The organism is Candidatus Binatia bacterium (genome assembly GCA_035631035.1).
Taxonomy (GTDB): domain Bacteria; phylum Eisenbacteria; class RBG-16-71-46; order SZUA-252; family SZUA-252; genus DASQJL01.
The window spans coordinates 48,935-62,435 of sequence record DASQJL010000072.1 but is presented as its reverse complement, the minus strand read 5'-3'; the positions used below and the strand labels follow the sequence as shown (position 1 = coordinate 62,435).

The 13,501-nt window shown below is 69.5% G+C and carries 13 protein-coding genes and 1 tRNA gene; 7 read left to right on the top strand and 7 right to left on the bottom strand.

Annotation, left to right across the window (positions count from 1 at the left end; all coding sequences use genetic code 11):
* Positions 1-646: VCBS repeat-containing protein (locus VE326_07805; GenBank protein ID HYJ33107.1), on the top strand; the 646-nt coding region annotated here is incomplete at its 5' end.
* On the opposite strand, the gene VE326_07800 is transcribed toward VE326_07805, so the two are convergent.
* The 4 genes from VE326_07800 to lepB form a co-directional block, all read right to left on the bottom strand.
* Positions 643-1,023: a hypothetical protein gene (locus VE326_07800; protein HYJ33106.1), complete on the bottom strand. Its 381-nt coding sequence runs from the start codon at positions 1,021-1,023 to the stop codon at positions 643-645. The genes VE326_07805 and VE326_07800 overlap by 4 nt on opposite strands.
* Positions 1,024-1,254: 231 nt before the next feature.
* The gene (locus VE326_07795) at positions 1,255-1,866 is read right to left on the bottom strand and encodes a hypothetical protein (protein ID HYJ33105.1); all 612 of its coding nucleotides are present in this window, start codon (positions 1,864-1,866) and stop codon (positions 1,255-1,257) included.
* A 216-nt stretch (positions 1,867-2,082) separates the two neighbouring features.
* Positions 2,083-2,382: a hypothetical protein gene (locus VE326_07790; protein HYJ33104.1), complete on the bottom strand. Its 300-nt coding sequence runs from the start codon at positions 2,380-2,382 to the stop codon at positions 2,083-2,085.
* A gap of 46 nt (positions 2,383-2,428) precedes the next feature.
* Positions 2,429-3,088, bottom strand: a complete 660-nt coding sequence (gene lepB, locus VE326_07785) for a signal peptidase I (protein ID HYJ33103.1) — start codon at positions 3,086-3,088, stop codon at positions 2,429-2,431.
* 332 nt (positions 3,089-3,420) lie between these two features.
* Here lepB and VE326_07780 point away from each other — a divergent pair, with 332 nt between their 5' ends.
* Complete coding sequence (locus tag VE326_07780) at positions 3,421-5,337, top strand: Ig-like domain-containing protein (protein HYJ33102.1); 1,917 nt, start codon at positions 3,421-3,423, stop codon at positions 5,335-5,337.
* A 57-nt stretch (positions 5,338-5,394) separates the two neighbouring features.
* On the opposite strand, the gene VE326_07775 is transcribed toward VE326_07780, so the two are convergent.
* Entirely contained in the window at positions 5,395-6,144 is a 750-nt protein-coding gene (locus VE326_07775) for a hypothetical protein (GenBank protein HYJ33101.1), read from the bottom strand.
* A 48-nt stretch (positions 6,145-6,192) separates the two neighbouring features.
* Here VE326_07775 and pruA point away from each other — a divergent pair, with 48 nt between their 5' ends.
* A complete protein-coding gene (gene pruA, locus VE326_07770; GenBank protein HYJ33100.1) occupies positions 6,193-7,743 on the top strand; it encodes an L-glutamate gamma-semialdehyde dehydrogenase in 1,551 nt (516 codons plus the stop codon).
* Between the two features lie 196 nt (positions 7,744-7,939).
* A complete protein-coding gene (locus tag VE326_07765) occupies positions 7,940-8,788 on the top strand; it encodes a PEP-CTERM sorting domain-containing protein (protein HYJ33099.1) in 849 nt (282 codons plus the stop codon).
* Here the strand turns inward: VE326_07765 and VE326_07760 are convergent.
* The gene (locus VE326_07760; GenBank protein ID HYJ33098.1) at positions 8,741-10,168 is read right to left on the bottom strand and encodes a Mur ligase family protein; all 1,428 of its coding nucleotides are present in this window, start codon (positions 10,166-10,168) and stop codon (positions 8,741-8,743) included. The genes VE326_07765 and VE326_07760 overlap by 48 nt on opposite strands.
* A gap of 121 nt (positions 10,169-10,289) precedes the next feature.
* On the opposite strand from VE326_07760, the gene VE326_07755 reads away from it, so the two are divergent.
* Together VE326_07755 and VE326_07750 are read left to right on the top strand one after the other, a co-directional pair.
* A tRNA-Ala gene (locus tag VE326_07755) sits at positions 10,290-10,365 on the top strand.
* Between the two features lie 119 nt (positions 10,366-10,484).
* On the top strand, positions 10,485-11,231 hold the full coding sequence (locus VE326_07750; GenBank protein ID HYJ33097.1) for an FkbM family methyltransferase: 747 nt from the start codon (positions 10,485-10,487) through the stop codon (positions 11,229-11,231).
* A 34-nt stretch (positions 11,232-11,265) separates the two neighbouring features.
* On the opposite strand, the gene VE326_07745 is transcribed toward VE326_07750, so the two are convergent.
* On the bottom strand, positions 11,266-11,766 hold the full coding sequence (locus VE326_07745) for a hypothetical protein (protein ID HYJ33096.1): 501 nt from the start codon (positions 11,764-11,766) through the stop codon (positions 11,266-11,268).
* Positions 11,767-11,997: 231 nt separating this feature from the next.
* Here VE326_07745 and VE326_07740 point away from each other — a divergent pair, with 231 nt between their 5' ends.
* Positions 11,998-13,491, top strand: coding sequence for a pitrilysin family protein (locus VE326_07740; protein HYJ33095.1), 1,494 nt, complete (start codon positions 11,998-12,000; stop codon positions 13,489-13,491).
* The last annotated feature ends 10 nt before the right edge of the window (positions 13,492-13,501 follow it).

Here is a 13,501-nt window from a genome sequence, read left to right as displayed (position 1 = left end):
CGTCGTCTTCGATTTCTATCTCCCCCATTACAGCGGAACGGTCATTCGCCATGATGGTGTGACGCCGGTCGGATCGCTGCTGGGGCTCCCGGAGATCGGCGACGTGAACGGCGACGGCAAGGCCGACCTGGCGGCCCGCGGACTGTTCGACTTCTCCGTCACCGTGTCGCTCGGCCGTGGTGACGGCACCTTCCGCTCCGGCATCACGAAGACCCTCGCGACGCAGCCCACGGACGTGTCCCTCGTGGATCTGGATGGAGACGGAGACCGTGAGGTGGTGGTGCTGCATCTCTCGGCGATGCCGGGGGTCGGGAGCTTGGCATGGCAGTCCGTCTCACTCGGAGGGGAAGCGATGGTGCCTGGTTCGAATCCGGGCAGTTTCAGCGCGCCCGCGGATCTGAACGGCGATGGGAAGCCGGATCTCGCGACCTGTCCCTATCCGGCGACCGCGCTGTCGATCCTTCTTGGAAACGGGGCCGGAGGGCTCGTGGCGGGGGATCCGGTCTCCGCGGGCGACCAGATCGTGGATATCGCTGCGGGCGATGTGGACGGCGACGGTCGCGTGGACCTGATCACGCGAGGCGCCGACGCGGGCACCGTCCGCTTTCTCAGGAACGCGCCGTCGGTCGTTGTCGCGCGCCGCTAGGCGGGCTCTCTCCGGAAGCCGGTGACGATCCAGCGGCCGGCCAACAGCAAGGCCCCGGGAAACGCGGCGCCGATCATCGAGAGCATCAGGAGCTGACCGGTCGAGGGGCGGGGCATGAAGTACCAGCGCGGCTCGCCGGTCGGCTCGAAGACGATCGAGCCGCCCACGAGGCCCTTCGCGACGGAGCGCGTCGTGATCTGGCCGCGCTCGGGGCCGGAGGGCTGGATGAATCCCGACGTCGCCGCCTCGGCGCTCGGGACCGCCTGGTACGACCGGCCGTAGTGCACCAGATTGAGCGCGCTCCAGTAGATCCAGGCGAGCGCCCAGAGCACCCAGAGCACGTAGTAGACCCGCGTCAATCCGAGCTTCCAGTTCATCGTTCCCCTCCGCGAGAGCGGACGATTCGACCCCTCGGAGTATCGGCAGGTCGGGGCCGGACCTTAGCCTCCTTCAGGCGCGGCGCCGTACGGAGGGGCCCGGTCCCCGAACCCACCGAGGGGGGAAAGGAAGCGCCGCCCCGCGAGGGAGCGGCGCTCCAGTCCGTTGTAGCCGTTTTCGGTTTGAGCCTGACCGTGGCGGTGCCGTTCATCCCCGGCCGGCTTCGGGCGTTAGGCCCTGTCGTACACCTTCTCCACCTCCACCATCCGCCCCGAGTTGCCGCGCTGCATCTGCGTGCGGACCACGAGCGTGTTGCCGTGATTCCGGAGCGTCATGACCTGGCGGATCTGCCGTCCGCCCCACGGACCCGCCGATCCGGTCGCGACGAGCCGGTTGCCGTTCAGGTCGCCCTGGAGGAGCGTCGCTCCGCGCTGCTGCATCCCGTGGAAGCCGTTGTCGATCACGATGAGCTGAAGAACGTTGTTCTGTCCGTCGGCGACGCTGATCGTCCGGCGTCCCTGGTCGATGTTCAGGAAGTTCGGCAGGGCCATCATCCGCCCGCCGCCGAAACCTCCGCCGAAGCCGTTGCCACGTCCACCGAAGCCGTTGCCGTGTTCACCGCGGAAGTCCGCGTCATTTCGATCCTGGGCCACCCAACGGCCCTCGAACATGTCGCGATGGAATCGGCCGAACCGCTGCGACTGCACCTGCACCTGGACCTGGGCCTTCGGGGTCCAGTACTTCGCCTGCGCGTCGACGAACTGCGCGAGAGCAGCACCGGGGATCGCGGCCCCAAAGAGCGCCGCGGCAAGCGCGAGACGCACCACGTTACGTCGGTTCATCGTTCGTTCCTCTGGGGTCCAGCCCCATTCGGGGTCTTCGAGGGCGCCGGACGTCGTTGCCCGGACCATCCCCGACGCGAGCCCCTGCTCGTGTCTATGCAGTAAGACGCCTGGACCCATGGCAGGACTGTGGCGCAGGTGCGGCAAAGCGTGCTGCGGGGAAGCGGAGGCGGCGGAGCGGGTTAGCGGCGGCGCCCGAGCGGCGCCGCAGGAAACTCAGGCGCCGTTCGAGGCGATGTGGTGGGAAAGGGGGTCCCGCGCGGGGACCCGCCGGCCCGATCCGGGGTGCACCACGCGCACCTCGAATCCATAGCGATCCAGCCCGAAGTGGCGGTCGATGCGCCGCAGGAGACCCTCGACGGTGGCGTCGGCGCGGATGGTGCGGCCCCGGCGCGATCCGCCGCGCGCGCGGGCGAGCCCGGCCTCGAAGCCGGCCTGGTACGCCTTCTTGGTGAGGCGCTCGAGGCTCCTCCAGTGGGTTCGCTGGAGCCTCTTCAAGACCTGGGATTGGGTCATGAAACCGTTCCTCCGTTTTCCGGCGTTCGGCGGGGATCCGCCTCCCTCAGCTGATCCCCCGGAACATCCGATTGAAGCGCACCATGTGCTCGCTGGGATCCCACGAGAAGTAGGTGAACATCGCCTTTCCCTTGACCATGTTCTCCGGCAGGGGGCCCCAGAAGCGGCTGTCGAGGCTGTTGTCGCGGTTGTCGCCCATCATGAAGAGGCAGTGGGGCGGGACCTTCAGCGGACCGAAGTTGTCCCGCACCGTGATCTCCTTGGGGAAGTCCCGAGGGTCGTCGTGGACGGCGTAGGGCTCGTTCTGCCGCTTTCCATCCACGTACAGGACCTTGTCGCGGACCTCCACCGTCTGGCCCCCGACCGCCACGCAGCGCTTGATGAAATCCTGCTGCGGGTTGACGGGATACCGGAAGACGATGATGTCGCCCGGCTGCGGCTGCCGGAACGCGGGGAAGCGATGGTAGAAATAGCGATGCCCCTTGAAGCCGATGTCGATCTCGGAGCCGTAGAGCATCTTGTTGATGTAGAGGTAGTCGCCGATCAGGAGGGTCCGCTCCATCGAGCCGGTCGGAATCTGATAGGCCTGCGCCACCACGCCGCGGAAGGTGATGACCACGGCCAGGACGATCACCAGGGTCTTGATCCAGTCCTGAAGCGTTTCGCCTTTCTTCGGGGCCTGACGCTTGGGGTTCGCTCTCGCCACGTTGCTGCCTCCTGGGATGGGATGGGAATCGGAACGGCGTTGTCTCCCTTTAGTATGGCGGGAGGCCGTTCGCGGTTCCACGTCAATGGTGGCCCGATCGGGCCGCATGTGGCTGTGCCGGTCGGATCGAGCCACGCGGAACGCAATTCTCCGCGACCCGACGTCGGACGCCAACCCCGAGGTAAGTAGCGGTCTTACCGCGTTCCCACACGTTCTTCCGGCGGTGGCCCACGCTATGCATCCTCCAGACCGAACCATCACTTGACGGGAGTTGAGCGGACCCCACGGATGGGGCGCGATGTTCCGTTTCATCCGAATGACTGGGGGTTCGTATGCGCCGCTTCGCCGGTTTCTTGCACTCGACGGTCGCCGCGCTGTTCGTGGCGGGCGGGCTCTTCACGAGCGCGCCGGCCGCCGCGGCGCCTCCGGTTCTTTCCCTGCCCGGTCCGCAGACCGTGTCCGAGGGGACGGATCTCACGTTCAACGTGAGCGCCACCGATCCCGACGGCCAGTCGGTGTTCCTCTCCGCGGCGAACCTGCCGACGGGGGCGACCTTCACCGACCATTTCAACAACACCGGCACGTTCGACTGGACGCCCAACACCGACCAGGCGGGGAGCTATCTCGTCTCCTTTCTGGCCGACGACGATTTCGGCGGGACCGACCAGGGCTCGGTCTCGATCGAGGTGACGAACGCCAACACGGCGCCGGTGCTGTTCGCGATCGGCGACCGCACCGTAGAGCAGGGGACCACGCAGTTCGTGTCGCTGACCGGCTATGACCCGGACGGCGATGCGATCACCTTCTCGAGCGGCCCGCTTCCGTCGTACGCGACGCTGAGCGACTACGGCGCCGGCTCGGGCAACATCACGCTCGCGCCGTCCCTGTCCACCCCGCTCGGAACGACGTCGATCACGGTCCGGCTCTCCGATGGACAGGCCACCGTGGAGCAGTCGTTCAGCGTGACGGTCACGGCGAGCCAGGTGGCGAACCGCCCGCCCGTGTTGAGCGCGATCGGGACCCAGACCGTCGCGGAGGGCCAGGTGCGCCACGTGTCCGTCTCGGCCACCGACCCGGACGGGAACAACCTCACGTGGAGCGTCACGCTTCCGAGCTTCGCGACGCTGACGCCGGTGAGCAGCGGGCCGGGCTCCCTGACGGCCTCGCTCGACCTCTCCCCGGGCTACTGCCAGTCGGGCAGCTACTCGGCGACGATCTCGGTCTGGGACGGCACGGCGCTGGATTGGGAGAACTTCACGATCACCGTCACGAACACGAACCGCGCCCCCGCGTGGGACCAGCCCTCGTACTCGGCTTCGCTCGGTGAAGGAGCCGTCACGGCCGTCGCCGTGAGCGCCAGCGACCCGGACGAGTCGTGCACTCCCGGCGCTCCGAACTTGCGGCTCAAGAGCTCGGACGCCGGCGCGGCGCTGCAGACGTCGTTGACCGACGCCGGCGACGGCACGGGCAACCTGACCCTGACCGCGGCCGTAAACGGCGCGGGGACGTATCACGTCACGCTGACCGCCGCCGACTGGGCGGATCCCGGCCTGACGCGGGACGTCGTCGTGACGGTCACGGTGACGCATGTCGAGACCGGGCCGGTGGCGCGCGCCTGGTCCGAGGCGGACCCGATCCGGCTCAACATCGGCAAGCCCCGCGAGCGCGTCTACCTGGAGCCGGTCTCCGGCTTCGCGCTCGCCGACGTCGACCCGGCCTCCGTGCGCCTCACGGCGTGGACGGGATCGGGAACCGTCGAGGCGATCGCCCCCCTGGCCGAGAGCGTGGACGGCACGCACGACCGGGACGGAAACGGCGCCCTGGAGCTGCGCATGGACTTCGCGAAGGACGACCTGCGCGCGCTCTTCGCCAACCTGACCACGGAGGTCGCGGCGGACATGACGCTGCATGCGACGCTGCGGAGCGGAACCGCCGTCACGGCCCACGTCAGCACGTCGGTGGTGCCGGAGCGCGGCATGATCAAGAAGCTGGGCCCGAACCCGCTGAACCCCGAAGCGGTCGTGACCGTGCTGACGCCGCAGGACGGCGGGCTCACCATCCGGGTCTTCGACGCCCGCGGCCGGATGGTGCGGCTCCTGATGGACGAGTCGAACGTGCCGGCCGGGACGCACCTGGTCCGGTTCGACGGCAAGGACGATCGCGGCAAGACGCTCGCGTCGGGTCGCTACTACGTCCAGGCCCAGACGCCGTACACGAAGGACGTGAGCCCGGTCACGATCTTGAAGTAACCCGACAGCACGAGGCCGCGACCCCGCGGCCTGGGGCGGGAGCCGGACGCGCCAGCGTCACGCGCTCCCGCCCGCTTCGATTCCGGCGCTCGCGCCCAGGATCGAGCGAAGCCAGTCGCGCCAGATCGGCGCGAGCCACCACTTGAGAAAGATATCGAGGCCGAGCAGCAGGACGGCCACGATCAGGAGCCGGACCCACCGGCCCCTCGGCGCGCCGCGCGCCAGGAGACGCGGATAGCCCCAGAGCGCGGCGGCGGTGCCGGCGCAGACGAACGCGACGACGCGGGCGGCCGACCAGGGGGGCCAGGCGATGAGCGCGGCGGCGAGCGGCCCCACCCGCGCATCGGCGTTCGAGGCCACCCACCCCACGTAGCCGTTCATGTACCCGAGGAGTGCCGCCCCCAGGAGGAGCCCCGCCACGCCCGCGGTCGCGGCCGAGAGCGCGAGCACGAGCGCGAACTCGAGGAGCACGCGGGGAAGGAAGAGCCGGATGTCCCCCTCCGGGCCCACCCCGGTCGCGATCCAGCGCACCATCTCGTCCCGGAATTCCCCCGCATGCCAGATCCCGTGAACGGCCGCGTCCGGCCGCGCGGTGGCCGCGGCGATGGTGGAGACGCTGAAGGCCGCCGCCCAGGCGAGCGCCAGGGTGACGGCGCGCCCGGCGTCGCGCGCGGCGATGGCGCGAACGTAGACGATCGCGACCGGAATGACGGGGAGCACCGCGAAGAGGATCGGCATGGGCGCCAGGAACAGCGTCCAGGGCAGGAGGAGGGCCGGGATGACAGCCGTGGCGAGAGCGGATATCATGGGCGCCGCAGTATATCCCCCAACCACCTGAATGCTAAAGGAGCCGTCATGCTTCCCGAATTCCAGAACGCGGCGCTCCTCGATTTCTCGCGCCCCGAGAACGAGAAGGGCATGCAGTGCGGCCTCGAGACCATCCGGGGCCAGCTCGGCAAGACCCACCCCCTCGTGATCGGCGGTCGACGGATCGAGTCGAGCGACACGTTCCAGAGCGTCAATCCTGCCGACCCTTCCCAGTGCGTCGGCAACTTCGCCAAGGCCACGGCCGACCATGTGAACCAGGCGGTCGAGGCCGCCGAGCGCGCGTTCGAGTCCTGGCGCTGGGTGCCTCCGGCCGAGCGCGCCAACGTGCTGCTCCGCGTGGCGGGAATCATGCGGCGGCGCCGGAACGAGCTGTCGGCCGCGATGATCTACGAGGTCGGAAAGAGCTGGGCGGAGGCGGACGGCGACACGGCCGAAGCGATCGACTTCTGCGACTTCTACGCCCGCGAGATGCTGCGCTGGGGCGGCGAGCAGCCGGTCACCGCCTATCCCGGCGAGGCGAACGAATTCCTCTACATCCCGCTCGGCGTGGGGGCGGTGATCCCGCCCTGGAACTTCCCGCTCGCGATCACGACGGGAATGACGGTGGCCGCGGTCGTCACGGGGAACACCGTGGTGCTCAAGCCCTCGAGCGACGCGCCCTTCATCGCCTGGAAGCTCTTCGAGATCCTCGAGGAGGCGGGCGTGCCCCCCGGCGTCGTGAACTTCCTGCCGGGACCCGGCGGCGCGATGGGCGACGCCCTCGTCGAGCACCCGCGCGTCCGCTTCATCGCCTTCACCGGCTCGAAAGAGGTCGGCATCCGCATCCACGAGCGCGCGGCGCGCGTGCCGGCGGGACAGATCTGGCTCAAGCGGATGGTGCTGGAGATGGGCGGCAAGGATTTCACGATCGTGGACGAGGGGGCGGATCTGGATGCGGCCGCCGCCGGCGTGGCCGCGGGAGCGTTCGGCTTCCAGGGGCAGAAGTGCTCCGCCTGCTCGCGGGCGATCATCCATCGTTCCTTCTATGACGAATTCGTGCAGCGCCTGAAGGCGCGCGTCGACGCGATCACGGTCGGCCCCACGACCAGCCGGGAGAACTACCTCGGCCCCGTCGTGAGCGCGCGCGCCGAGAAGACGATCCTCGATTACATCGAGGTCGGGAAGAAGGAAGGGAAGACGCTGAACGGAGGGGGCAAGCACTCGGGCCCCGGATACTTCATCAAGCCCACCGTCTTCACCGACGTCCGCCCCGAGGCCCGCATCGCCCAGGAGGAAATCTTCGGGCCGGTGCTCGCGGTCATCCCCGCCGCGTCGTTCGAGGAGGAGATCGCCATCGCCAACGGAACGATCTACGGCCTGACCGGCGCCTACTACTCGCGCGACCGCGCCAAGGTCGTGGAGGCCAAGCGCCGCCTGCACGTCGGGAACCTCTACATCAACCGGAAGTGCACGGGTGCCTTGGTCGGCGTCCACCCCTTCGGCGGCTTCAACATGAGCGGCACCGACTCCAAGGCCGGCGGGCGGGATTACCTGGGGCTCTTCCTGCAGGGGAAATCGATCGCCGAGCTGGTCGGCTGACGTCGCCGATCGTCGGCGCGCGCGTTACCGCGCGTTGACGTTTCGTGATTTTGGGCTCCGTGCCATGGAAGCGGCGCGGAGCCCTTTTGTCGCGCCCGCACGCGCCGCCGCGCGCGCGGCTCCGGCTCGCTCGATCGCGGCACGCCTCTCGCAGTAGGCCCCGGTTCCCGACACCACCCATTCCCGGAGGCCTGCCGTGTCCCATCGTCGTCTGCTGTTCCCGTTTCTTGCCGTCGCATTCCTGCTCGGACCCGGATCGGCCGCGGCCGGGTTGATCTCGCTCACGCTGGTCGGTGGCGCGACCGCGACGGACGGATCGACCACGGTCGCGGATCCCCTCGCGCAGGAGTCGCTCAGCGGCACCACGCTCACCCAGCTCGGCGCGCCGCTTCTCTTCGACCCCTCGGGCGCGCTGGGCTTGACCGTGCGCGTCCAGAACACCTCCGACCAGGAGATCGCGTTCCCCGACGTCCTGCCCGGCGTCTCCGTGCTCACCGGGGTGAACGGGATCACGGGCTATTCGTCCAAGCTGAACGTCGGCGCGGGGGGCGCCGCGGGTAAATCGGGAGCCGCGGGAGCGGAGGGAGCCGTGAGCCGGACGGTGATCGACCTGACCGACTCCGTCTACGCGGTCAGCTCGCCCGCGTCGGGATCGAACGGCGGGGGCGGCGGCGCCTTGACCGGCGTCGCCGACAACTGGATCGGGCTCACCGGCGCCTCAGGCGCGGACCTCGCCGCCTACCTCGCCAACGTGCACCTGGCGCCCGGCCAGTGGATCGACATCCCCGATTTCGTGCGGATCTCGGCGTTCCAGCGGATGACCGAGGGAGCGCGCCTCGGGTTCGGGTTCGACATCCCCACCTTCTCGTTCGGGGGGATCAGCGTGACGTGCGGCGCGTGGACCGGCAGCTTCAGCGAGGCCGGCGAGACAGCGCCTCCGCCTCCCGATCCGATCTCGCTGCCCGAGCCCGGGTCGGGATCGCTCTGGCTGGCGGGACTAGGCGCGTTCGCGCTGTGCGGCCGGCGCGTCGTCGCGCGTGACTAGCGCGGCGTAGACCGACCGGGCGAAGGCGGGAAGGGTGTCGTCGCGGGCGCCCATGACCAGGAGCCGGTCGCCGGGCCGGAGCTCCTCGGTCATGGCCCGCGACGCCTCGTCCCGCGTGGGGGCGAGGACCACGGGAACCCCGCGGTCGCCCATGCTGCGGACGAGATCCTCGGAGCGGATCGAGCGGTCGGCCGTGCCCCCGGCGTCGTAGATCGGCGCCAGGTACAGGCGGTCGCCCGAGCGGAGCTCGTCGCGGAACGCCTCGGTCATCTCCTCGGCGAAAAAGCGCGTGGGGCCGTAGCCGTGGGGCTGGTAGTAAACGCGAAGCGACCCCGCGGGGCGGAGCGCGCGCAGCGCGGCCCGGATCTTCACGGGGTTGTGCGCGAAGTCGTCGAAGACGTCGACACCGTGATGGCCGCCGATCCGCTCCAGCCGGCGGCGCACCCCGCCGAAGGTGGCGAGCGCCGGTGCGGCGGTCTCGAGCAGCACCCCGGAGGCCACGGCCGCGCCGCAGGCGAGGAGCGCGTTCTCGACAGTGAGGATGCCGGGGAAGGGCACGCGCACCCCAACGCCGTTGATCGCGAAGCGGACGCCGTCGGGGGTGAGCTCGATCGCGCTCGCGCGGAGCGCGGGCTCGGCCCACGTCGCGCCAGGCATCGCCACGCGGAGGACGTCCAGACCCTCCGGGACGCGGACGTGCGCCAGCTCGGGATCGCTCACGTGGATCACGGCGCGCTCCCGCGTTCCGGCCAGGAGCGATTCGAAATTGCGGGCCGTTTCCTCGATCTCCTTGTGGTCGCGGCTCAGGTTTGTGAGCACGGCGACGGCCGGAGCGAACTCCGCGACGCTGCCGTCGCTCTCGTCGGTCTCGACCACGAACCAATCCGAGCCTCCGACACGCAGGCCGCCCGGGGGCGTGGCGCCCGCGAGGCCGGCGGCCGCGCCGCCCCCGAGGAAGCTGGGGTCGAAGCCGGCGGCGACCAGGATGTGCGCGGTCATCGCGGTCACCGTGGACTTGCCGCTCGTCCCGGCGATCGCCACGGCGCGCCGTGAAGCGGCGAGGCGCGCGAGGAAGGAGCCGCGCCGGACGCAGGCGATGTCCAGCGCCTGCGCTCGCGCGAAATCGGGATTGGAGGTCTCGACGGCCGTGGAATGGACCAGGGCGGTCAGCCCCTCGGTCACCCCCGAGCCGTCCTGGGGAAGGAGGTGGACGCCGGAGCGCCGCAGGTCCTCGAACACGTGCATCGCGACGCCCCGGTCGTGATTCCGGTCGGAGCCGGTCACGTCGGCGCCCAGGGCGACGGTGAGCATCGCGAGAGGGGCCATGCCGCTCCCGCCGACGCCGCTGAAGTGGTAGCGATGGCCGGTCAGCGGAGGCACGGGCGCATACTCGCCGCAGGGAAGCGCGGGGTCAAGGGCGGCACCGGGGGGCGGAAGTTCCAGTCCATGGTCGTTGACGGGCTCCGGAGCCAAGGGTACTCTCGTTCCGCTGCGACAGGATGGGGCTGTAGCTCAGTTGGGAGAGCGCTTGACTGGCAGTCAAGAGGTAGCGGGTTCGAACCCCGCCAGCTCCACCATCTTACTTTGTTCGCTCGCAAGCCTTCCGGCACCAAATGCTGTCGGCACCTTTCGCCCCTTCCTGTAGCTCCAAGAACGACAACAGCGGAAGACCCGGGCGGAGGGCCACGCAAATCCCATGATCCGACAAGCCGGCCGCGCGATCGTCGGGACCCGGTGGGAGGCGCCCGCCAAGCGGCTGTACGCCGCGATCACCGGAAACAAGAGCCATCTCTACGACGCGCAGACGATCGCGATCATGCGGCGCGTCCTCACGCCCGCCGCCAACGCGATCGACGCCGGGGCGTTCGAGGGGGGCATGCTGCGGCACCTCTGCCGGCTCGCGCCGCGTGGCCGCCATCTCGCGTTCGAGCCCAATCCCGAAAAATTCCGGAAGCTCGAGGCGGCCTTTCCCGATGTCCGTGTGCTCCCCTATGCCCTGGGCGATCGGCCGGGAGAGGTCCCGTTCCATCGCGCGATCGCCCATCCCGCCCTGAGCGGTTTGCGGCCTCGTCCGAAGTACTGGGGGGGAGAGCCCACCGAGGAGATCCGTGTTCCCATGGAGACGCTGGACCGCGTCGTGCCGCGCGAGCTTCCCATCGGCTTCGTGAAGATCGACGTGGAAGGGGGGGAGCTCGGGCTCTTGCAGGGCGGGGTCGAGCTACTCCGGCGCTGGCGCCCCGTGATCGTCTTCGAGTCGGGAATCGGCGGCGCGGACTACTTCGAGGCCCGGCCCGAGGCGATCTACGATCTGCTCGCGGACGCGATCGGACTCAAGGTGTCGCTCCTCGGGGATTGGCTGGAAGGAAAAGGGCCGCTGTCGCGGGGTGGCTTCACGGATCAGTTCGACGAGGGGCGGAACTACTACTTCGTGGCGGGTCCCTAGCGGTTCGGCGGTCTCGGCTCAGAGGATTGCGACGTCAGGGCGTCGAGGCCTCCGCCACGTCGGTCCGCCAGGCGACGGCCGCTTTCAGCGCGGTGTCCGCCTCGGCGAAGCTCATCCCGTTCTTGGCGGCGATCCCGACCCAGTTGTCCCGGAGCGATTCGATCAGGTAGCCCACCCCGCGCTGGAGCGTGATCCACGCCGGATTGCCGCGGGCGCCGGCGGCGAGGGTCTGGGCGAGGGTGTCGGCCCGCGAGAACAGCGCGAGCAGCGTGTCGGCGAACGCGGACTCGTCCAGGCGCCCGTTCGCAAGGCGGGCGCGGGCGGTCTCCAGGTCGGAGCAGATCCCCCGGAATTGATCGAGCGCGGCCTTGGGAACACCGGCGGCGTTGGCGAGCGTGGGGAAGGCGGGGGAAGCGGGCGCCGAGGCGGCGGGAGCGATCCGCGGCATCGCGGCCAGCAGGCTGATCGCCATGCCGGCGGCCAGGACGCAATTTCCGCGGCGAAGACGCGCGCGGTCCATGCCGAGACGTCCCATTTCGCCTTCCTCTCGTAAAGGCCCCCCGGCCTCATCTGAAAAATCGGCCTCGGCGCGGGCGAACTTAACGGGCGAAATGTCCTCGGGGGCGGTGTTTGCAAGGTACACACGGCGTGCACATCGCCCGCCGCGTTGACGGAGCGCGGTGGGTCTGCTATTCTCGGGAAAATGTCCCTGATCTCGAATCTTCTTTTGCCCAAACGACTTTCGCGGGTCGCCTCAGGCTGCGTCGTGGCTGTTTCCGGCCTTGTCGCGGCCCTGATGATCACCCTGGCCATGCCGGTCTCCACGGCCTCCGCCGGGCCGGCACCAGGCGCGTGCGTCCTCGCCCAAGCGGACCCGACCACCGCCCAGGCCTCGCCGGCCGCGCCTTCCGACACCGCCTCGGCCACCCCCGACTCCAGCCAGCCCGCCGAGGAGTTTCACGAGCGGGTCATGCCGGTGCTGCCCGAGCGGCCCCGCGTCGCGATGTACGACCCCGGCACCCCGATCTTCCGCAAGGTCCTCAAGAACGGCGTCGTGCTCATGGTCCAGGAGCAGCGGACCAGCGCGGACGTGGCGGGCATGGTGGCGTTGCGCATGGGGACGATGTACGAGGATGACCAGACGGCCGGCCTCTCGCAGGTGCTGATGCGCGCGCTCACGTCGGGGACGAAGAAGCTGCCCCCGGCCGAGCTGCAGCTCCGCCTCCTCGCCGACAAGGTCACTCTGGAATCGGGCGCGAGCGCCGACTACGGCCAGGTCGGCTTCCAGACCCTTCGCGAGGGTGCTACCAACGCGGTCGATCTCCTCGCGCAGATCGTTCTTTCGCCGTCCTTCCCCGACACCGCGGTCGAGAACTCGAGGAGCTACTTCCTGGCGCGCGCCGCCGACGACGTCGAGAACCCGCTCCTCGCGACCTACACCTACTTCCTCGGAGCGATGTACCAGGGGAGCCCGCTCGCGCGCCCGCCGCACGGCAGCGTGCAGTCGCTATCCGAAACGCGGCGCTCCGACGTCCTCGCGCTCTACAAGAAGCTCTTCGTCGGCGGGAACATGGCCGTGTCGGTCGTGGGGAACGTCGACGCCAAGAAGACGATGGCGCAGCTCGAGAAGCTCTTCGCCGCCGCACCTGCCGGCCCGCCTCCGGCGCCGCCGTCGGTGATGCCGCACGGACCTGCCGCCGACACCGTGATCACGGCCGAGCGCCCGATCCTGGCGCGCTCGCTGGTCTACGGCTATCCGGCTCCCGGCTATGCCGACCGCGACTACCCGGCGTTCATGGTGATCGACTCCTACCTGCGCTCGGCCGACCGCTCGCCGATCACGTTCTGGATGCCGCAGCGGGAGCAGGCCGCCGCCGTCGGCGTGATGTATCCGAGCTATCCGCATCGCTCGAGCGTGGCGGTCCATCTCGCCGCCAAGCCGGAGAACTATGCGGCGGCGCGCGACACGGTCGCCGCCGTCTTCGAGCAGATCAAGACCACGCCCTTCGACAAGGGCGAGTGGGGCGTCCAGGTGAAGCGCGTGCAGAACGGGTTCTTCTGGAAGCAGAACGAGCCGGTGATCCGGGCGCGCAACCTCTCCCGGTGGGAGGTCCAGGGCGTCACCACCGAGTTCCCCCGCCAGTTCGAGACCGCGCTCCTGCAGCTGAAGCCCGAGGACGTTCGGGATGCCGCCGCGCGCTGGTTCACGCACTCGGCGGAAGTGTCGCTGAAACCCTCCGGACGCGAGGGACAGCCCTAGGCTCGTTTCG

Bases quoted from the DNA above. Each gene is read 5' to 3' on its own strand.
- VE326_07795 (HYJ33105.1), bottom strand. From the start codon at position 1,866: ATGAACCGACGTAACGTGGTGCGTCTCGCGCTTGCCGCGGCGCTCTTT.
- VE326_07780 (HYJ33102.1), top strand. From the start codon at position 3,421: ATGCGCCGCTTCGCCGGTTTCTTGCACTCGACGGTCGCCGCGCTGTTC.
- VE326_07790 (HYJ33104.1), bottom strand. From the start codon at position 2,382: ATGACCCAATCCCAGGTCTTGAAGAGGCTCCAGCGAACCCACTGGAGG.
- pruA (HYJ33100.1), top strand. From the start codon at position 6,193: ATGCTTCCCGAATTCCAGAACGCGGCGCTCCTCGATTTCTCGCGCCCC.
- VE326_07800 (HYJ33106.1), bottom strand. From the start codon at position 1,023: ATGAACTGGAAGCTCGGATTGACGCGGGTCTACTACGTGCTCTGGGTG.
- VE326_07745 (HYJ33096.1), bottom strand. From the start codon at position 11,766: ATGGGACGTCTCGGCATGGACCGCGCGCGTCTTCGCCGCGGAAATTGC.
- VE326_07750 (HYJ33097.1), top strand. From the start codon at position 10,485: ATGATCCGACAAGCCGGCCGCGCGATCGTCGGGACCCGGTGGGAGGCG.
- VE326_07775 (HYJ33101.1), bottom strand. From the start codon at position 6,144: ATGATATCCGCTCTCGCCACGGCTGTCATCCCGGCCCTCCTCCTGCCC.